This window comes from Nocardia sp. alder85J, assembly GCF_020176955.2.
Lineage (GTDB): Bacteria > Actinomycetota > Actinomycetes > Mycobacteriales > Mycobacteriaceae > Nocardia.
On record NZ_JAIUCZ020000004.1, the window covers coordinates 569,611 to 590,168 of the forward strand.

The 20,558-nt window shown below is 71.2% G+C and carries 7 protein-coding genes (1 of these 7 running past the window's edge); 4 read left to right on the forward strand and 3 right to left on the reverse strand.

Features of this window, described 5'->3' with window-relative positions; all coding sequences use genetic code 11:
- A protein-coding gene (locus LBW94_RS18530; RefSeq protein WP_225057276.1) for a non-ribosomal peptide synthase/polyketide synthase crosses the window boundary here: on the forward strand, positions 1–13,773 show its 3' portion. 6,723 nt of this gene lie to the left of the window's left edge; only the last 13,773 of its 20,496 coding nucleotides appear in the window; the start codon falls outside the window, past its left edge; its stop codon occupies positions 13,771–13,773.
- 241 nt (positions 13,774–14,014) lie between these two features.
- Positions 14,015–15,598: a S53 family peptidase gene (locus LBW94_RS18535; protein WP_225057151.1), complete on the forward strand. Its 1,584-nt coding sequence runs from the start codon at positions 14,015–14,017 to the stop codon at positions 15,596–15,598.
- 12 nt (positions 15,599–15,610) lie between these two features.
- Here the strand turns inward: LBW94_RS18535 and LBW94_RS18540 are convergent, their stop codons facing one another.
- Both LBW94_RS18540 and LBW94_RS18545 read right to left on the reverse strand, forming a co-directional pair.
- Positions 15,611–16,399, reverse strand: coding sequence for an oxidoreductase (locus tag LBW94_RS18540; RefSeq protein WP_225057150.1), 789 nt, complete (start codon positions 16,397–16,399; stop codon positions 15,611–15,613).
- Positions 16,400–16,483: 84 nt separating this feature from the next.
- Positions 16,484–17,059: a TetR/AcrR family transcriptional regulator gene (locus LBW94_RS18545; protein WP_225057149.1), complete on the reverse strand. Its 576-nt coding sequence runs from the start codon at positions 17,057–17,059 to the stop codon at positions 16,484–16,486.
- Between the two features lie 395 nt (positions 17,060–17,454).
- Here LBW94_RS18545 and LBW94_RS18550 point away from each other — a divergent pair, with 395 nt between their 5' ends.
- On the forward strand, positions 17,455–18,735 hold the full coding sequence (locus LBW94_RS18550; RefSeq protein WP_225057148.1) for an FAD-binding oxidoreductase: 1,281 nt from the start codon (positions 17,455–17,457) through the stop codon (positions 18,733–18,735).
- Here the strand turns inward: LBW94_RS18550 and LBW94_RS18555 are convergent.
- Positions 18,725–19,975 (reverse strand): MFS transporter, encoded by a 1,251-nt coding sequence (locus LBW94_RS18555; protein WP_225057147.1) that lies wholly within the window; start codon positions 19,973–19,975, stop codon positions 18,725–18,727. The two genes, LBW94_RS18550 and LBW94_RS18555, sit on opposite strands and share 11 nt — an antisense overlap.
- 88 nt (positions 19,976–20,063) lie before the next feature.
- On the opposite strand from LBW94_RS18555, the gene LBW94_RS18560 reads away from it, so the two are divergent.
- The gene (locus tag LBW94_RS18560) at positions 20,064–20,405 is read left to right on the forward strand and encodes an ArsR/SmtB family transcription factor (RefSeq protein ID WP_225057146.1); all 342 of its coding nucleotides are present in this window, start codon (positions 20,064–20,066) and stop codon (positions 20,403–20,405) included.
- Positions 20,406–20,558 lie beyond the last annotated feature (153 nt).

Consider the following 20,558-nt stretch of genomic DNA (forward strand, 5'->3'; position numbering starts at 1 on the left):
GGCACGCCCCCGGCGCGGGCCGTGCCGGGGACCTCGATGCGGCGCTGGGCCCACGGGCTGGCCGAGGCGGCGTCGACGCCGGGACTGACCGGCCAATTGCCCTGGTGGCGTGCGACGTTGGACGGCCCGGATCCACTGCTCGGGTCGCGGCCGCTGGATCCGCGGGTCGACGTCATGGCGACCGTCGACCACACGGTGGTCGAGATTGCGGTGGCCGAGACCGAGATGCTGCTGACCACCCTGCCGGCGGCGTTCCACGGCGGCGTCGAGGACGGACTGCTGGCGGCCCTGGCGGTCGCGGTGACACACCGGCGGCAGACGCGCGGCGTGGCCGGCGATTCGGTGCTGATCCGGCTGGAAGGCCATGGGCGCGAGGAGGATACCGTGCCCGGGGCCGACCTGTCGGCCACCGTCGGCTGGTTCACCAGCGTGTTCCCGGTGCGGCTGCGCGCGGACGCCGCGGCCTGGGAGGAGATCTGCGCCGGCGGCCCCGCGGCGGGCGCGCTGGTGAAATCGGTGAAGGAGCAGTTGCGCGCGGTGCCCGGCAAGGGCATCGGATTCGGCTTGCTGCGCTACCTGAATCCCGAGACCGCCGCTGTGCTGCAAGGGTTTCCGACCGGACAGCTCGGTTTCAACCATCTGGGCCGGTTCACCTCGGCGGATCTGCTGCCGCAACGGTTGCGCGGCGCCGGCTGGGCGCCGACCCGCGACGATATGGGTTCGGTGGCCAGCCAGGATCCCGCGATGCCCGCACCGGCGGTGCTCGATGTCACCACGATGGTCGTCGACACCGACCGGGGCCCGATCCTGCGGGCGGTGTTCGCCAACCCGCGCGGGGCGCTGACCACCGTCGAGGCACAGGAACTGGCGCAGCTGTGGCATCAGGTGGCCCTCGGATTGGCCCGGCACGCCGTCGGCGGTGGCGGTCTGACCCCCTCGGATCTGCCGTTGGTCGCGCTGTCGCAGCGCGAGATCGAGGTGCTGGAGCGGCGCTACCCCGGACTGTCGGACGTGTGGCCGCCGACCGCGATGCAGCAGGGCCTGCTGTTCCATCGGGCGTTGGCGGGCAAGGGATTCGACGCCTATCACATGCAGGTGGCGTTCGGCCTGACCGGGCCGCTGGAGCCGATCCGGATGCGCGCGGCCGCACAGGGACTGTTGGACCGGTACCCGAATCTGCGGGTGAGCTTCGCGGACGACGCCCGGGGCCTCCCGATCCAGGTGGTGGCCGCCCGCGCCGAAATCCCGTGGCACGTGGTCGATCTGCGGGACCACACCGATGCCGAGCGCCGGGCGGCGCTGGAACTGCTGCTGAGCGAGGACCGGCACACGCCCTTCGACGTCGCGGCCGGGCCGTTGCTGCGATTCACGCTGGCACTCATGACCGATCAGCGTTCGGAGCTGATCTTCACCGCTCACCACGTGCTGCTGGACGGCTGGTCGCTGCCGTTGCTGCTGCACGATCTGCTGCGCCTGTACGGGTCCGCCGGGACACCGCTGCCACCGGTACCGGACTACCGCGAATACCTGAGATGGTTGCACCGGCAGGATATTCCGGCCGGGGTGCGGGCCTGGGCCGACGAACTCGACGGCGTCCACGAACCCACCCTGCTCGCCGGTGGCGCCGACGGCAGCGCCGCGGCGGAGGTCGAGCGGATCGACGTGCCGCTGCCCGTGGCGACCGCGGCGGCGCTGCGCGGCACCGCGAGCCGGCTCGGCGTCACGCTGAACACCGTGGTGCAGGCCGCCTGGGGAATTCTGCTCGCCGCCTGCACCGGCCGCCGCGATGTGGTCGCCGGTGCGACCGTCTCCGGCCGCCCCCCGGCGATTCCCGGAGTGGAATCGATGGTCGGCCTGTTCATCGGCACCGTGCCGGTGCGGGTGCGATTCGGCCACGGCGACACCGTGACCGACCTGCTGACCGGCCTCCAGGCCCGGCAGGCCGCCCTGCTGGACCATCACCACATCGGCCTGAGCGACATCCACCAGGCGACCGGCCTGAACGTGCTGTTCGACACGCTGGTCGGGTTCGAGTCCTATCCGGTCGACCCGGACGGGATCGGGGCGGCGGCCGGCACCGGTGGAATCGCCATCGCCGCACTGCGCTCCGATGCGCCTACGCACTATCCGCTGGCGATCGTGGCCGGCACGGTTCCCGAATTGACCCTCCGGCTGGAATATCGCACCGATGTGTTCGACCGGCCGGCGGTCGAGGCGCTGGCCTCGCGGCTGGTGCGGATCTTCGAACAGGTGGCCGCCGATCCGGAGGTCGCGGTGGGCGCGCTGGACCTGCTCGGCGACGAGCGGGAACTGTTGCTGCACAGGTGGAACCGGACCGCCGTGGCGGTCCCGGACACCACCCTGGCCGGATTGTTCGAGGCGCAGGTGGCCCGGACGCCCGACCGCGTCGCCGTCGTCTGCCGGAACACCGATCTGACCTACCGGCAGCTCGACGCGCGGGCGGACCGGTTGGCGCGGGTCCTGAGATCCCGTGGTGTGGGCCCGGACTCGGTGGTCGCGGTGGCGTTGCCGAGGTCGGTGGAGTTGCTGGTGGCCCTGGTGGCGGTGGTGAAATCCGGTGGCGCGTATCTGCCGATCGATCCGGCCTACCCCTCGGACCGGCTGACGTTCGTCCTCGCCGACGCCCGCCCGGTCGTCGTGCTCACCGAACCCGGCACCGAGAAGGTGTTGCCGGACAACGGGATACCTCACCTGTACCTGGACGACGTCGAGGCCCCCACCGCCGACCCGGTCGCGGCCCGGCCGCACGACCTGGCGTACGTGATCTACACCTCCGGGTCGACCGGTGTGCCCAAAGGCGTTGCCGTCACGCACGGCAACGTGGTGAACCTGGTCGCGCAGGCCTGGACGGCCGGCCCCGGGGACTGGGTGCTCATGCACTCGTCGGTGGCCTTCGACGCCTCCACCTACGAGATCTGGCCCGCCCTCTGCGGTGGCGCCACCCTGCTGGTCGCGAGCGAGCAGCGCTCCGATCCGGTGGAGATCACCCGGCTGATCGAAACCTGGTCGGTGACCAAGATGTTCGCGACGCCGCCGCTGCTGTCCGCCCTGGTCGAGTACGCGGAACCGTTGCGGTGCACCCCGCTTCGCAGCCTCACCCAGGTGAACACCGGCGCGGACAGCCTCACCGCCGGATTGGCCGACGCGGTGCGTTCGGTGTGCGGCGGTGTCCGGATCGACAATCTGTACGGCCCGACCGAGGCGACCGTCGATGTGACCTCGCTGGTGGTGCCCGAGAACGCCACGGGTGTGGCGCCGATCGGCGCCCCGGTGGCCAATACCCGGGTGTACGTGCTGGACCCGTGGCTGGCGCCGGTTCCGCTCGGCGTCGCCGGGGAACTGTACGTGGCCGGGGCGCAGCTGGCGCGCGGGTACCGCGACCGGCCCGCGGCGACGGCCGCGCGATTCGTCGCCGATCCGTTCGACCCCGCGGGCGGCCGCCTGTACCGCACCGGGGACATGGTGCGCTGGACGAGGGCCGGAATGCTCGAGTTCATCGGCCGCGGCGACGATCAGGTGAAGGTCCGCGGCTTCCGGGTCGAGCCCGGCGAGGTCGAAGCCGTACTGGCACAACATCCTTCGGTCACCCGGGCGGTGGTGACCGCGCTGGACGCCGGCGCCGCCGGCAAGCGGCTGGTCGGCTACGTGGTGCTGGACCGGACCGGCGCGGCCGGCGTCGACGGGGCCGGGGTGCGCGAATTCGCCGCCGAGCGGCTGCCCGATTTCATGGTGCCGTCGGTGGTCTCGGTGATCGACGCCGTGCCGATGACCGTCAACGGCAAAGTGGACCGCACCGCCCTCCCGGCCCCGGAACCGATGACCACGACCGGCTACCGGGCGCCGGGCAGCGCCGTGGAACAGGTGCTGGCCGCGGTGTTCGCCGAGGTGCTGGGGCTGGACCGGGTCGGGGCCGACGACAGCTTCTTCGAACTCGGCGGCGACAGCATCCGGTCGATCCAGGTGGTGTCGCGGGCCCGCGCGCTGGGTGTGGTGGTGAGTCCGCGCGAGGTGTTCGAACGACGCACGGTCGCGGCCCTGGCCGCGGTGGCCGGTGGGCGCGCACAGAATCCGGTGCTGCGCGAACTCGACGGTGGTGGCACCGGCTGGATGCCGCTGCTGCCGGTGGCGCGGTACGTGCGCGAACTCGGCGCCGGCTTCGGGGCGTTCAGCCAGTCCATGGTCCTGGATCTGCCGGTCGGTATCGATCGGGCGGGTCTGGTGGCGGTGCTGGCGGCGGTGATCGATCGCCACGACGTGCTGCGCGCGCGGCTGGCCGACGACGAGCGGGGCCCGGGACTGGAGATCGCGCCGGTGGGCTCGGTCGACGTGGGGCGGTTCCTGCATCGCGTCGAGACCACCGATACCGGGCCGGCGGCGATGGTCACGCCACTGGAGGCCGCGGTCGGCCGCCTCGATCCCGCCGCGGGGGTCATGGCGCAATTCGTCTGGTTCGATGCCGGTCCGGCCTGGGCGGGCCGGTTGGCGATCGTCGCGCACCATCTCGCGGTGGACGGGGTGTCGTGGCGAATCCTGTTGCCGGACCTCGCCTCCGCGTGGCAGGCGGTCTCGGCCGGGGCGCCCCCGCCCCCGCCCGCCTCGGGAACCTCGCTGCGGCGCTGGGCGCACTGCCTGGCCGAGGAGGCGCGGCGGCCGCAGCGGGTGGCCGAGTTGTCGTGGTGGCGTTCGGTATCGGAGGGACCCGATCCGCTGCTCGGCGCGCGCGCACTGGATCCGGCCGTCGATGTCATGGCCACCACCGAGCATGTGCAGATCCGGATTCCGGTGTCCGACACCGCTGTGCTGCTGACGGCCCTGCCCGCCGCCTTCCACGGCGGCGTCGAGGACGGCCTGCTGGCCGCCCTGGCGGCCGCGGTGACGCGCTGGCGTGCCGTGCGCGGAGTCCGCGAGGAATCGGTGCTGATCCGGCTGGAGGGGCACGGCCGGGAGGAGAACGTCATCCCCGGCGCCGATCTGTCCACCACCGTGGGCTGGTTCACCAGCATGTTCCCGGTCCGGCTGTGGCCCGGCGCCGGGGCCTGGGACGAACTGCGCGCGGGCGGTGATACCGCCGGCGCCCTGTTCAAGACGATCAAGGAACAGTTGCGCGCACTGCCGGACAAGGGCATCGGCTACGGGCTGCTCCGATACCTCAATCCGGAGACCGCCGCTGTGCTGCAACAGTTCTCGACCGGTCAGATCGGATTCAACTACCTCGGCCGGTTCACCTCCGCGGATCTGCTGCCGTCCCGGCTGCGCGGCGCGGGCTGGACGCCGTCGGCGGACGCCGGGCAGTTGATCACGCCGCTGGATCCGGCCCTGTCCGCGATGCCGGCGCTGTCGGTGCTCGACGTGCTCGCGATGGTGATCGACACCGGCGACGGACCGGTCCTGCAAGTGGTGTTCGGCGCGCCCGCGGGGGTGCTGGCCCGCTCCGAGGTGGCCGAGCTGGCCGAGCTCTGGCGGGATGCGGTGCTGGGGCTGGCGCGGCACGCGACCACCGGCGGGGCCGGTGGCCTGACCCCGTCGGATCTGCCCCTGGTGGCGGTGCGGCAGGCCGAGATCGAGACGCTGGAGCAACGGTATCCGGGCCTGTCCGACGTGTGGCCGCCGACGCCGATGCAGGCCGGGTTGCTGTTCCATCAGGGTCTGGCAGACAACGGCTTCGACGCCTACCACATGCGCGTGGTGTTCGAACTGGCCGGACCGGTCGACGCCGGCCGGCTGCGCGCGGCCGGACAGGGCCTGCTCGACCGGTATCCGACGCTGCGGGTGTGCTTCGGTGCCGACGCCGCGGGCGCACCGGTGCAACTGGTGCTGGACCGGGTCGAATTGCCGTGGCGGGTGGTCGATCTGCGCGACAGTGCCGCACCCGGGCCGGACCTGGACGCGGTGCTGGCGCAGGACCGGGACACGCATTTCGACCCCGCGGTGGCGCCGCTGCTGCGGCTGACGCTGGTACTGCTGCCCGCGCGGCGGTCGGCGTTGATCCTCACCGCTCATCACGTGCTGCTCGACGGCTGGTCGCTGCCGCTGCTGATCCGGGATCTGTTGCAGCTGTACGGCTCCGGCGACGCGCTGCCCGCCGCGCCGGACTATCGCGACTTCCTGACCTGGCTCGGCGCGCAGGACACCGGTGCCGGGGTGCGGGCGTGGCTCGGCGAACTCGCCGGTGTCGAGGAACCCACCCTGCTCGCCGACAGCCTCGGAAGGCCCGGTGGCGCCGAGGTTTCCGCGCGCGGCGGGGTGGAACGGATCGAGGTGCCCCTCGGCGCGGCCACCGTGGCGGCGGTGAGCGGGCAGGCGACGGCGCTCGGCGTCACGGTGAACACCGTCGTGCAGGGCTGCTGGGGGATCGCGCTGGCGATCTCGACCGGGCGGCGCGATGTGATCACCGGGGCGGCGGTGTCGGGACGTCCGCCCGCGATCGCGGGGGTGGACGCCATGGTCGGGTTGTTCATCAACACCGTGCCCGCGCGGGTGCGATTCGGGCCCGCCGACACCCTCGCCGAGATCCTGACCGATACGCAGGCCCGCCAGGCCGCCCTGCTGGACCACCATCACATCGGATTGAGCGATATCCAGCAGGGCGTCGGTGTGCATGCCCTGTTCGACACCCTGATCGCGTTCGAGTCCTATCCGGTCGACCAGGCCGGCATCGGCCGGGTCGCCGCGGCGGGCGGCCTCGACATCGTCGAGGTGCGGCCCGACACGCCCTCGCACTACCCGGTCACCCTCATCGCCACCGCGCTGCCGGAGCTGCGTCTGCATCTGGAATACCGCACCGATGTCTTCGATCGGCCGGTGGCCGAGGCGCTGGCGGTGCGGCTGGTGCGGATCTTCGAGCAGGTCGCCACCGACGTGCACCTGCCGATGGGAGCGATCGACACCCTCGGCCGCGCCGAACGGGAGGCGATGCTGTACCGCTGGAACCGGACCGGCGCCGAATTCCCCGACACCACCGTCGCCGGGCGGTTCCGCGCGCGGGTCGCCGCGCATCCGGAGGCGGTCGCGATCGTCTGCGGCGCCACCGAAATGAGTTATCGGGAACTCGATCTCCGCACCGATCGGCTCGCGCGGGTGTTGCGTGCGCACGGGGTGCGACCGGAAACCGTTGTCGCGGTAGCACTGCCGAGGTCGGCGGAACTGATCGTGGCCTTGCTGGCGGTTCTGAAGGCAGGCGGCGCCTACCTGCCGATCGATCCGGAATATCCCTCGCGGCGGCTGGCGTTCAGCCTCACCGACGCCGCGCCGGTCGTGATCGTGACCGATGAGCGGACCGCGACGATGTTGCCCGGCAACGCGATACCGCGGGTGTCGCTGGACACGATCGACCTCTCGTACGGACCCGGCCTCGAGGGCGCCGCCGCGGTGCGGCCGCAGCACTGCGCCTGCCTGATCTACACCTCCGGTTCCACGGGTGTGCCGAAGGGCGTCGCCGTCACCCACCGCAATATCGTGGCCTTCGCGGCCGATCCCGTCTGGCGCGGCGGTGCGCACGAGGTCGTGCTGATGCATTCCTCGATCGCCTTCGACGCCTCCACCTACGAGATGTGGGTGCCGCTGCTCGGCGGTGGCCGGGTGGTGGTGGCGCCGCCGGAGCGCGCCGATCTCGCGGCGCTGGGCCGGTTGCTGGTCGACCGGCGGGTCACCTCGGCCTTCTTCACGACCCGCTTGTTCGAACTGTTCGTCGAGCACAGTCCCGAGGTGTTCGCCGGGCTGCGCCAGGTGTGGGTCGGCGGTGAGGAGATTCCCGCGGCGGTGCTGCGGCGCGCGCTGCACCGGTGCCCCGGCACGCACATCGTCAACGGCTACGGCCCGACCGAGACCACCACCTTCGCGGTCACCCGGACCTTCGACGCCGGGCAGGCCTTCGACGGCACCCTGGTGCCGATCGGCTTCCCGCTGGCCAATGTCCGCGTGTACGTGCTGGATTCGATGCTGCGACCGGCGCCGGTGGGCGTCGCGGGGGAGCTGTACATCGCCGGTGCGCACGTCGGCCGCGGATATCGCGGCCGGGCCGGGCTGACGGCCGCGCGGTTCGTGGCCGACCCCTTCGACCCGTACGGCGGCCGGCTGTATCGCACCGGCGACGTGGTGCGCTGGAATGCCGAGGGGCAGTTGGAATATGTGGGCCGCGTCGACGATCAGGTGAAGATCCGCGGCTTCCGGGTGGAACTCGGTGAGGTGGAATCGGCGCTGGCGCAGCATCCTTCGGTGGCCCACGCGATCGTGCTGGCCCGCCGCGCCGGGACCGGCGGCAAACAGCTCATCGGGTATGTCGTCTCCGGCGGCCCGGCGCTCGACGGCCGCGCGGTGCGCCGGTGGGCCGCCGACCGGCTGCCGGAGTTCATGGTGCCCGCGGCGATCCAGGTGATCGACGCGGTCCCGCTGACCACCAACGGCAAACTCGACCGGGCGGCGCTGCCGGAACCGGACTTCGCCGCCGCGGCCGGATATCGGGCGCCCGCCGGCGCCCGGGAGCTGACCCTGGCCGCCCTGTTCGGCGAGGTCCTCGGCCGCGAGCGGGTCGGCGCGGACGACAGCTTCTTCGAATTGGGCGGCCACTCCCTGCTGGCCACCCGCCTGGTGAGCCGCATCCGCGCCGAGCTGGGGATCGAGGTGCCGATCCGCGCGGTCTTCGACGCACCGACCGTGGCGCGGCTGGCGACCCGGCTGGACCCGAATGCGCAACTGCGCCCAGCGGTTTCGGCTCGGCCCCGGCCCGAGGTGGTGCCGCTGTCGTTCGCGCAGCGCCGGCTGTGGTTCATCCATCGGCTGGAGGGACGGTCCGCGACCTACAACATTCCGCTGGCCGCCCGGCTGACCGGCGCCTTCGACGCCGCCGCCTTCGCCGCGGCGATCGCCGATGTCGTCGCCCGGCACGAGAGTCTGCGTACCGTCTTCGCCGAAGTCGACGGCGTGCCCTCGCAACGGGTGCTGCCGCTCGCCGACGTGGACGTGCCGGTCACCGTCACCGATCTCGATCCCGCCGACCTGGACGCGGCGGTGATCTCGGCGCTGCGGTACGGATTCGACCTGTCGGCCGAGATCCCGCTGCGCGCCGACATCTTCCGCCACGGCGCCGGGGAATGCGTGCTGGTGCTGGTCATCCACCACATCGCCGGTGACGGCTGGTCGCTGACGCCGCTGCTGCGCGACCTCGCCCACGCCTACACCGCGCGGCTGGCGGATCGGGCCCCGGTCTGGGAGCCGCTGCCGGTGCAGTACGTGGATTACACACTGTGGCAACAGCAATGGCTGGGATCGGTCACCGATCCGGACAGTGTGGTGTCCCGGCAGTTCGACTACTGGCGCCAGGAACTCGACGGCCTGCCCGAACAGCTCCAGCTGGTCACGGATCGGCCGCGGCCGCGGGTCGCGAGCTATCGGGGCGACCTGGTGCCCTTCGCGATCGAGCCCGGCATCCGGACCGCGGTGGAGCGGCTGGCCGCGCGGGAGGGCGCGACGGTCTCGATGGTCCTGCAAGCCGCGCTGGCGGTGCTGCTGTCCAAATTCGGTGCGGGGGAGGATGTTCCGATCGGGGCCCCGATCGCCGGGCGCACCGACGAAGCGCTCGCCGATCTGGTCGGCTTCTTCGTCAACACCTGGGTGCTGCGGACGAGGGTGGTTCCGGCCATGTCGTTCGCGGAGCTGCTCGGACAGGTACGGGCGAAGGCACTGGCGGCCTACGAGAATCAGGACGCCCCGTTCGAATTGCTGGTCGAACTGCTGAATCCCACTCGATCCGCGGCGCATCATCCGCTGTTCCAGGTCACTCTGGCATTCCAGAACAACGCGCTGCCGACGGTCGACCTGGCCGGTGTCGGGTTCGAGCCGTATCCGGCGGCCGTCGCGACCTCGCGGTTCGACCTGTTCTTCAATGTCGCCGACACCCCGGCTGGACAGGCGTGGAACGGGTTCGTGGAGTACGCGACCGACCTGTTCGATCGGTCCACGGTCGAGGCGATGACGCGGCGGCTGGTGCGGGTACTGGAATCGATCGGAACGGACCCCGCCGTCCCGGTCGGCGCGATCGACGTCCTGGGTCGCGACGAACGCGAACTGGTGTTGCGGCAGTGGAATGCGACCGAGGCCGACGTCCCGGACACCTCCCTCCCCGCCGTGTTCGCGGCGCGGGTCGCGGCGGCCCCCGAGGCCGTCGCGGTGCTCTGCGGTGACACCGAACTGACCTACCGGCAACTGGACCGCCGCGCGAATCGGCTGGCGCGGGAACTGATCTCGCACGGCGTCGGTCCCGACACGGTCGTCGCGGTGGCCCTGCCGAGATCCGCGGAGTTCCTGGTGGCCCTGCTGGCGGTGTCGAAGGCCGGTGGCGCGTATCTGCCGATCGACCCGGCCTACTCCTCGGATCGGCTGGCCTTCGTGCTCGCCGATGCCGCACCGGTCGTGGTGGTCACCGACTCGGTGACCGCGAAGGTGCTGCCCGGCAACGGGATACCGCACGTGTATCCGGACGGGGCCGAGGCCGGTGAGGAGCGTCCGGTGCCGGTGCGGTCGCAGCAGTCGGCGTACGTGATCTACACGTCGGGGTCGACGGGTGTGCCGAAGGGCGTAGCGGTCACGCACGGCAATGTGGTGAATCTCGTCGCGCAGGCGTGGTCCGTGGGCCCCGGTGATCGGGTGCTGATGCATTCGTCGGTGGCGTTCGACGCGTCGACGTACGAGATCTGGCCGGCGCTGTGTGGTGGTGCGACGCTGGTGGTGGCGGGTGAGCGGCGGTCGGATCCGGTGGAGATCGCCCGGCTGGTGCGGACCCGCGCGGTGACCACGATGTTCGCCACGCCACCGCTGCTGTCGGCCCTGGCCGACTACACGGAATCGCTGCGGGACAACCCGTTCGAGAGCCTCCGGCAGGTGCACACCGGCGCCGACAGCCTCCCCGCCCGGCTGATCGAGGAGCTGCGGACCCGGTGGCCGGCGGTCACGCTCGGGAATCTCTACGGCCCCACCGAGGCCACGGTGAACGTCACCGCCGCGGTGGTGTCCGGGACCGCGCCGGGGACGGCGCCGATCGGCGCCCCGGTGGCCAATACCCGTGTCTACGTGCTCGATTCCTGGTTGCGGCCGGTGCCGGTCGGCGTGCCCGGTGAGTTGTATGTGGCCGGCGCGCAACTGGCTCGCGGCTATCGCGGCCGGGCGGCGCTGACCGCTGTCCGCTTCGTCGCCGATCCGTTCGACGCGGGCGGCCGGTTGTATCGCACCGGCGATGTGGTGCGCTGGAATGCCGAGGGGCAGTTGGACTTCGTCGGCCGCGCCGACGATCAGGTCAAGATCCGCGGCTTCCGGGTCGAGCCCGGTGAGGTCGAAGCCGCGCTGGCGCAACACCCTTCGGTATCCCGGGCGGTGGTCGTGGCCCGCGCGGACGAGTCCGGCGGCAAGCAGCTGATCGGCTACGTGGTCGCCGACCGGTCCGGTCCGGGGGAGACCTCGGACGAATTCGTCGGGCAGTGGCAACGGGTGTACGACGACCTGTACACCGGTGCGGACGCCGCGTTCGGCGAGGATTTCGGCGGCTGGGACAGCAGCTATACCGGGGAACCGATTCCGGTGGAACAGATGCGGGAGTGGCGCGGCACCCGGGTCGAGCGCATCCGGGAGCTGGCGCCGCGGCGCGTGCTCGAAATCGGCGTCGGCTCGGGTCTTTTGCTGTCGCAGCTCGCCCCGGAGTGCGAGGAGTACTGGGCGACGGACTTTTCCGCCGCCACCATCGCCACCCTGCAACGGCAGGTGAGCGCGCTGGACGCGGACCGGGCCCGGCGCATCACCTTGAACGTGCGGACCGCCGACGACACCAGTGGCCTGCCGCGGCACCACTTCGACACCGTGGTGCTGAATTCGGTGATCCAGTATTTCCCGGGCGGCCGTTATCTGCGCGACGTCCTCGAGCGGTTGCACGACCTGCTGGCCCCCGGCGGGGCGGTGTTCGTCGGCGACGTGCGCAATCTGTCGCTGCTGACGGAGTTCGCGACCGCGGTCCAGATCGCGCGCCACGGCGGTGACGATCCGGCGGCGGTCGGCGACCGGGTCCGCCGCGACATCGCCGCCGAACAGGAATTGTTGCTGGCACCGGAGTTCTTCGTCGGATTGTGCGGCAGCGCCGCCGTTTTCGACACCGTCGAGATCCAGCTCCAGCGCGGCGAGGCGATCAACGAACTCACCCGGTATCGCTACGACGTCGTGCTGCGCAAGGCGCCGGTGGATCCGGTCTCGGCCGCAGCGGTACCGAAAGTCCCCTTCCGCGACCGGAATCGGCTGCGCGCGCTGTTGAAGACCACTCGCCCGGAGGGGATCCGCGTGACCGGCATCCCGCACGCGGGACTCGCGGGCCAGGTCGATGCGGCGCGACGCATCCGGGCGGGACAACCGGTCGCCGCGGTCCCGGAGCGCACGCGCGCGGGCCTGCTGCCCGAGGAACTGCATCTGCTGGGGCAGCGGTTCGGCTACACCACCGCCGTGACCTGGTCGGCCGATCCGGGCCGGATGGACGCGGTGTTCCTCGACGCGGCAACCGTCGGCCGGCGGCCACTGACCGACCTCTACCTGCCCGCCGGCCCGCTCGGCGATCCCGCCGATCACGCCAACAATCCACAAGCGGGTCTGCTCGCCGCCGACGTGCGCCGCTGGCTCGGCGGGCGCCTGCCGGAGTACATGGTGCCCGCGGTGGTGATGGTCATCGACGAGGTGCCGCTGACCGCGAGCGGGAAGCTGGATCGCACGGCGTTGCCCGATCCCGAATTCGCCTCCGCGGTGGCCTATCTGCCGCCGGGCAACGACCGCGAACGCGTCCTGGCCGACCTGTTCGCCGAGATCCTCGGGCTCGACCGGGTCGGTATCGACGACGACTTCTTCGCGCTCGGTGGTCATTCGCTGCTGGCGACCCGCCTCACCAGCAAGATCCGGGCGGCACTGGGTGTGGAGGTCCCGGTCCGGGTGATCTTCGACGCTCCCACGGTCGCCCGTTTGGCGCCCCGTCTCGACGATCCGGTGGAATCGGCGACGGATTTCGATCCGGTGCTGAGGCTGAAGGCGTCCGGCTCCGGAGAACCGTTGTGGTGCTTGCATCCCGGTGGTGGCCTCGGCTGGTTCTATCGGCAACTCGGCCCGCACCTGCCCGACCGTCCGATCTACGCGATCCAGTCCCGCGGCCTGGACGGCGGACCGCTGGCCGGCTCGTTCGCGGAGATGATCGACGACTACGCCGAACGGATTCGCGCCGTCCAGGCCGAAGGGCCGTATCACCTGCTGGGCTGGTCCTACGGTGGCATCGTCGCGCACGCGCTCGCGCAACGACTCTCGGAGGACGGACAGCGGATCGGCTTCCTCGGCATCCTGGACAGCAAGCCGACCGTGCCGTCGGACGAACAGCCCGACGTCTCGGAGGACGACGCGCTGGACGGCATCCGGGCCTGGGCGGCCGACAGATTCGGCGAACAACTCGAATCCCCCGTCGTGCGAGCGCTCGTGGAACGCGCGACGAAGGTGCTCATCAACAACAGCACCCTGCTGGCCGGCTACGTCTCACCCGTCCACACCGGCGACATGACGATAGTCGGCGGCACCCGCGATGCCGACGGCAATCGGATCGACGATGTCGCCTCCGATCTCGCGGCGGCCTGGCGTCCGCACCTGACCGGCCGGATCGAGGTGTTCGAGGTCGACTGCGCTCACGGCGATTTCGACCGCCCGCCCACCATGAATCTGGTCGGGCGGATCCTGCACGATCTGTTGTGACGGGGCGTGTCCCGCCCGGTGGCCCGGCCCGAGGTGACGTCTCGGGCCGGTGTCCCCGTCGATGCCCCGGCCGGGCCCGTGAGATGCGCGGCGAACCCGTGCTCACCCCGGGTGACCCGGACGTTGCCACGGTCCGGCTCACATTGCAGCCGCAGCCGACCGCCGGATACACTCGTGCGGATTCGTCCGGGGTGGAGATCTACGGAGCCCCTTTGTGATTCATTCGGAGAGGGTGTGACCGATGAGCGGTCCGGACTCGGTCGAGCTGACCGGTAGCGAGCGCAAGGCCCTGCACGATGTGCAGGACCTCGGCCCGGTCGATCCCGCGACCACGGTCGAGTTCACCGTGGTGCTGCGCCGCCGCGCCGAACTGCCGGCCGACCTGGTGACCGGCGCCCGCACCGTCACCGCCGCCGAGCTCGCCGCGCGCTACGGCGCCGACCAGGCCGACCTGGCCGTGGTGGTGCATACGCTGGAGGCCGCCGGCGCCCGGGTCGACGAGCAGCACGCCGGATCGCGCCGGGTGTGCGCGAGCGCGCCGGTCGCGGTGGCGCACCGGTTGTTCGGGGTCGAACTGTCCCAGGTCCGCGAGACCGATCCGCTCGGCGGCGAGCCGGTGGAGCACCGCATGCGCACCGGGACGCTGCGCATTCCGGCCGCCTGGGCGGGCATCGTCACCGCGGTCCTCGGTCTCGACGACCGTCCGCAGGTCCGGCCGCATCTGCGCCTGCTCGACGCCGCGGCCGCCCGCACCGCCTTCTACACCCCGCCGCAGCTGGCGGAGATCTACAAATTCCCCGCGGCCACCGGGGCCGGGCAGACCGTGGCGGTGCTGGAGTTCGGCGGCGGATTCGACCAGCAGGACGTCGACGGATATTTCTCCGAACTCGGGTTGCGCGCACCGAAGATCACCTCCGTCGGCGTCGACGGCGTGCAGAACTCCGGCAGCGCCGACGACGACGTGTCCGGCGAGGTCACCCTCGACATCCAGGTCCTGGGCGCGGCCGCGCCCGATGCCGCGCAGGTGGTGTACTTCGCCCCGTGGTCGGACCGCGGCATCGTCGACGCCATCGCCACCGCCGCGCACGCCAGTCCCGCACCGGTGGCCATGAGCATCAGCTGGGGCCTGTCCGAGGAGCGCTGGACCCGGCAGGCGATGACCACGATCGATGACGCCTTCGCCGACGCGGCCGCCCTCGGCGTCACCGTCTGCGTCTCCTCCGGCGACGACGGTAGCCGCTCCCGCGACACGAGTCCCGGCCCGCACCAGGCATTTCCGGCGTCCAGCCCGCATGTGCTCGCCATCGGCGGCACCACGCTGTTCGCGCACACCGACACCCGGGCCGTGGATGCCGAGACCGTGTGGGGCGGAGCGGGTGACGACAACGCCACCGGCGGCGGGGTGAGTTCGGTCTTCCCCGTGCCCGCCTGGCAGACCGGCGTGGGTGTGCCGGCGCGCAACGGCCGCCCCGGCCGCGGTGTGCCGGATGTGGCCGCCGACGCCGACCCGGCGACGGGCTACATCGTGCGGTGGCGCGGCCAGGACCAGAGCATCGGCGGCACCAGCGCCTCGGCCCCGCTGTGGGCCGCGCTGATCTGCCGCCTCACCGAAATCCTGAAGCAGCCGGTCGGTCTGGCGCAGCCGGCCTTCTACAACGGTGTCACCGCGGGTACGCCGGCCCCCGGTTTCCGCGACATCGTCTCCGGCAGCAACGGCGAGTACCGGGCCGGTGCGGGCTGGGATCCGTGCACCGGCCTCGGCGTCCCGATCGGCACCGACCTGCTGGAGGTCGTCCGCCGTCATCTCACCGCCGATCGGACCTGACGGTTCGCCGGATCAGACGGTCTTCAGCACCCCGCCGTCGATCACGTGATCGGCGCCGACGATATTGGCGGCCCGCGCCGACACCAGGAAGGTGATCAGCGCGGCGACCTCCTCGGCCTCGCTGATCCGGCCCGAGGCGATGCCGAACTGTTCCGGCATCGCCGCGATGAGTTCCTCGTGCCCGATGCCCTGGGCCTGTGCGACCTTCGCGCCGAAACCGCCGGGGGCCAGCCACAACGGCGTCCCGACCGGGCCGGGGGAGACGGTGTTGACCCGCACGCCGCGCGGGCCGAACTCCTCGCTGAGGCGCTTGCCGAGGTTGGTGAGCGCGGCCTTGGCCTCGCTGTAGCCGACCGGACCGGCGGCAGGCAGTCGCGCGTTGATCGACGACACGTTGACGATCGCGCCGCGCCGCTCCAGCAGGCTGGGCAGCGCCGCGCGGGTGGTCCACACCGCGCTGAAGAGGTTGAGGTCGAACAGCTTTCGCCACTGCGCGTCGTCGATGTCGAGGAAGCCGCCCAGGCCCAGTTCGGCGGCATCGCCGCCGCCGACATTGTTGACCAGGATGTCGATGCCGCCGAGCTCGGTGAGCGCGGTGGCGACCACCTCGGCGGCGCCCTCGGCGGTCGACAGGTCCGCGGCAACCGTTGCCGCGCTGACCTTCTCCAGTTCGGCCGAGATGTGGCGGGCCGCGCCCAGCACCCGCACCCCCTCCGCCGCCAGTGCCTGCGCGACGGCCAGGCCGATGCCGCGGCCGGCGCCGGTGACGACGGCGGTCTTGCCCTCGAGTCCGAGATCCATGGGATGTTCCTTTCCGGCCCGAGGGTTGTTGACCTCGGGGTCAATAATTAGGGTGTGACGAAACCGCCGGTCGGCGGCGGTGCGTCAGAGTGTGCCGACCGCGGTGTCGATGATGCGGTACAGCGAGGGTGCGTCGTAGGTCCTGGTCATCACGCGCAGGCCCGCGATGGTGTTCATCAGGAATTCGGCGGCGGCGCGCGGGTCGGTCCCCGGCCCGAGGTCGCCTTCCCGGACTGCTCGCTCGAGCCGCCCGGTCAGTTCCACCACCACGTGTTCCTGCATGTCGTGCACGGCGCGGGCGATGTCCGGGTCGTGGGCGGCGAGTTCGGTCGCCACATTCACGGCCAGGCAGCCGCGCCGCACCGGGTGCGCCAGATCGGAATCGGTGAGTGCGCGCAGGAATTCGCGCACCACCTCCCGCACCGGCCCCGGACGGTCCAGTAGTTCGGCGGCATTCTCCCGGCCCAGCCGGTCGTAGCGGGCGATGGCCTGTTCGAACAGCTGCCGTTTGCTGCCGTACAGGTGGTACAGGCTGCCCTTGCCGATGCCGGTCGCGGTGGCGAGCAACGCCGGCGAGGTGCCGGCGTACCCGTAGGTCCAGAACGCCTCCATGGCTTGCTCCACGACGGCGTCCGGCTCGAAGTTGCGCGGCCTGCCCATGCGACCACCGTAGACCGTTTGCGACCTCGAGGTCAACAATTGCTGCCCGATGCCCGCGTGGTAACCAGCGTGCGGGCAGTGCCGTCCGGCGTCGCGGACGAGCCACCGTGAGCTCACCGGAAGTTCTGACCGAACAGCCCGGCGTGTGTTCCTTTCGGCAACTAATCTGGAACGGAGGTAAATACGACAGGAGAACAGGAGGGGTCGCGATCGACACCACCGACAGTGCCTTCCCGCGCAGCACATTTCTGCGGGGAGCGCTCGGGATCGCAGTTGCCGGAGGCATTTCGGCCGCCGGTTTCCCCATCGCGCAGGCCGATCCCAGCCCGTCCACCTCGGCGGCTGCGGCGAACGCGAACTGGGCTGCGCTGCAACGGCGTATCCAGGGTCGCGTCGTGCTCGCCCGCGACGAGGACTACGCGGCGGCCAAGGAGATCTTCAACACCCGGTACGACGCCGAGGCGCCGGCCGCGGTTGTGCAGGTCACCAGTACCCAGGATGTCGCCGCCGCAATGGCTTTCGCGGCCGAGAACAATCTGCGGGTGGCGGCGCGCTCGGGCGGGCACTCCTATCTGGGTGTTTCCGCGGCGACCGGGGTGCTGATCATCGATCTGCGGCGGTTGCGCAACGTGAGCTATCTGGACGGGGCGGCGGTGGTGGAGCCCGGTCTCACCCTGTACGACATGTACGGTGCGCTCGATCGGTTCGGCCAGATGATCCCGACCGGCATGTGCCCGATGGTCGGCGTCGCCGGGCTGACCCTCGGTGGCGGACTGGGATTCGAGTCCCGGCGCTACGGGATGACCTGCGATCGGCTCACCGCGGCCACGGTGGTGCTGCCCGACGGCCGGATCGCCGAGGTGTCGAAGACCTCGTACCCGGATCTGTTGTGGGCGTTGCGCGGCGGCGGCCATTTCCTGGGCATCGTGACCTCCTTCACCTACGCCACCTGTCCGGCGGCGCCGAAAGACCTTGTGGAGGTGACCTTTCCCGGCAACCAGGTCGCGCGCGCGGTCGCCGGCTGGCAGTCGTGGATCACCTCCGCCGAGCGCGGCCAGTGGGCCGACATCAGCATCGACGCCGACGGCGAGGGCGGACTGCGCTGCTGGGTGCAGCTGGTGTGCCCGGCCGGGACCGGCGCCACGGCCACCGCCGGGCTGACGGAGGCGGTCGGCTTGGCGCCGCTGACGGTGGAGAGCCGCACGCTGTCCCACATGGACACCGTCACCTACCTCGCCGGGGGCGGCGGCACCGAGCCGCGCAGCGGCTTCGCCAACGGCTCCGACGTGGTCACCGAGCTGACCCCGGAGGTCATCATGGTGATCATCGAGGCGATCACGATGTTCTCCCGGGCCGGGCACACCGGCTGGGTGCAGATCAACACCCTCGACGGCGCGGTGCGTGACACCACACCGGATCTCGCGGCCTTCCCGTGGCGGCACCATGCGGCGCTGGTGGAGTGGGGCGCTTACGACCCGAATCCCGCCGACGCGTCCCGCGACTGGATTGCCAACGCGCATCGGCTGATCGAGCCCGCGTCGGCGGGCGCCTATGTCAACTATCTGGAACCCGGCGACCGGATCGACCGCTACTTCGGTCACAACTATCAGCGCTTCCACGACATTCGCGCTCGCATCGACCCGGACCGCCGCATCCACACCCCGCTCATCGGCTGAGTTGTCCGGTGCCGTCGCCGATCTCGGTGACCGGCCGGCGACGGACCGTGGCGGCCAGCACGATCAGGCACAGCACCGCCACCACGATCGCGAAATCCTGTACCGCCCTGAGCAATCCGGACACCGTCGCGAGGAAGCCGACGCCGACCGCCGGAATGCTGGTGCCCAGGTACAGGACCACCAGGAAGGTCGACGCCACCTCGGCGTGCCGGCCGGCCGGCGCCGCGTGGTTGACCGCGGTGAGCCCGCCGAGGAAGACCAGCCCGTGCCCGGTGCCGGCCGCGACGATCGCGACCAGCAGCAGCGGCAGCGACGAGACGCTGCCGGCCACCGCCAGCAGGACCAGTCCCACGGCCACCAGTGGCAGGCCCGAAAGTTGCAGGGTCCGAGCCGATCTGCCGAACCCGGCGACCTGTGCCACCGCCGAGCAGGCCAGTACCAGCGCGACCGCCGCCCCGCCGAGTAGCAGGTTGCGGCTGCCCGACAGCGTGGCCACATAGGTCGGGATGAGCGTCAGCGACAGCCCCACGACCGCGAACGCCAGGAATCCGGCCGCACCGCTGGTCGCGAAGAGCTCACCCATCCCCGCCGGAACCCCCGGCCGCCGCGGCCGCCACCGGCTGGTGACCGTGCCTCGGGGCAGGAGTGCGATGGTGATCGCGGCCGGGATCAGCAGCACGATCTCGAGCACGAACGGAGTGACGTGCGGCGCCGGAAAGTACTGTGCCAGGAGGCCCGCCAGCACCGGCCCGGTCCCCAGCCCGCCGACCGACGCGATGGTCGACACCAGCGAGGCCCGCCGCCGATCCCCGCGCGGCTCCAATTCGTTCAGCGCCGCCGTCAACGGCCCCGACGCCGCCCCCAGCGCGATGCCCTGCAGGACCCGCGCCACGAACAGCCACCCGATGTTCTGGGCCAGCGCGAACGCCAGCGAGCCGAGCACCGCGAGCACGACCGCCGGCGCCAGCACCCGCCGCCGCCCGATCGCATCCGACAGCGGCCCCGCGATCAGCAGCGACGGGATCAGTACCGCCATGTACACGGCGAAGATCAAGGTCACCGTCAACGTGGAGAACCCGAATCTCTGCTGATACCCGTGATACAGCGGCGTAGGCAGATTGGTCCCCGTGAGCAGGACCAGCAGTGTGTACCCGGTGGCCCAGAACAGCCCTCCACCAGTATTTTTCGACGATCCCGGCCCGTCTGCGCGGGCTGTGGACGAAATGCGGGTGTGTGCCATGATGCCTTCCCCAACCGTCTATGTTCGAGTTCTCCGAACATAACACGCATGTTCGGGAAATGTGAACATGAGCGACTATGCTGTCCCCATGGCGAGCCGAACCAGCACCGATCTGACCCACCCCGATGTGGCCGACCTGGAATTCACCACCATCCTGGCCGCCCTGAGCGACCCGGTCCGCCTGGCCATCGTCGCGCGCCTCGCCGAGGCCCCCGACGCCGAACTCGCCTGTACCACTTTCGCACTCCCGGTCAGCAAGTCCACCCAGAGCGGCCACTTCAAGGTCCTCCGCGAAGCCGGCCTCATCCGCCAGCGCGACGAAGGCACCCGCCGCTACAACCGCCTCCGCCGCACCGACCTGGACACCCGCTTCCCCGGCCTCCTCACCCTGGCAATCCCCCAGGGCCACAAGGTGATCGAAAGCTGGTGAGTCACCTTGCCGGATGGTGTTCGTGTCCGCCGTGCCGATCGGGACGATGTCTTCTGCCGGGCTTCGGTCACCACCGTGAGCGCGGTGGGCGGGCCCGGATGTCTCCGCGGCAACGATTCCGGCGGGAACGCGCGGTGCGTCAGTAGCCTGGAT

Bases quoted from the DNA above. Each gene is read 5' to 3' on its own strand.
- LBW94_RS18540 (WP_225057150.1), bottom strand. From the start codon at position 16,399: ATGGATCTCGGACTCGAGGGCAAGACCGCCGTCGTCACCGGCGCCGGC.
- LBW94_RS18545 (WP_225057149.1), bottom strand. From the start codon at position 17,059: ATGGGCAGGCCGCGCAACTTCGAGCCGGACGCCGTCGTGGAGCAAGCC.
- LBW94_RS18535 (WP_225057151.1), top strand. From the start codon at position 14,015: ATGAGCGGTCCGGACTCGGTCGAGCTGACCGGTAGCGAGCGCAAGGCC.
- LBW94_RS18555 (WP_225057147.1), bottom strand. From the start codon at position 19,975: ATGGCACACACCCGCATTTCGTCCACAGCCCGCGCAGACGGGCCGGGA.
- LBW94_RS18560 (WP_225057146.1), top strand. From the start codon at position 20,064: ATGGCGAGCCGAACCAGCACCGATCTGACCCACCCCGATGTGGCCGAC.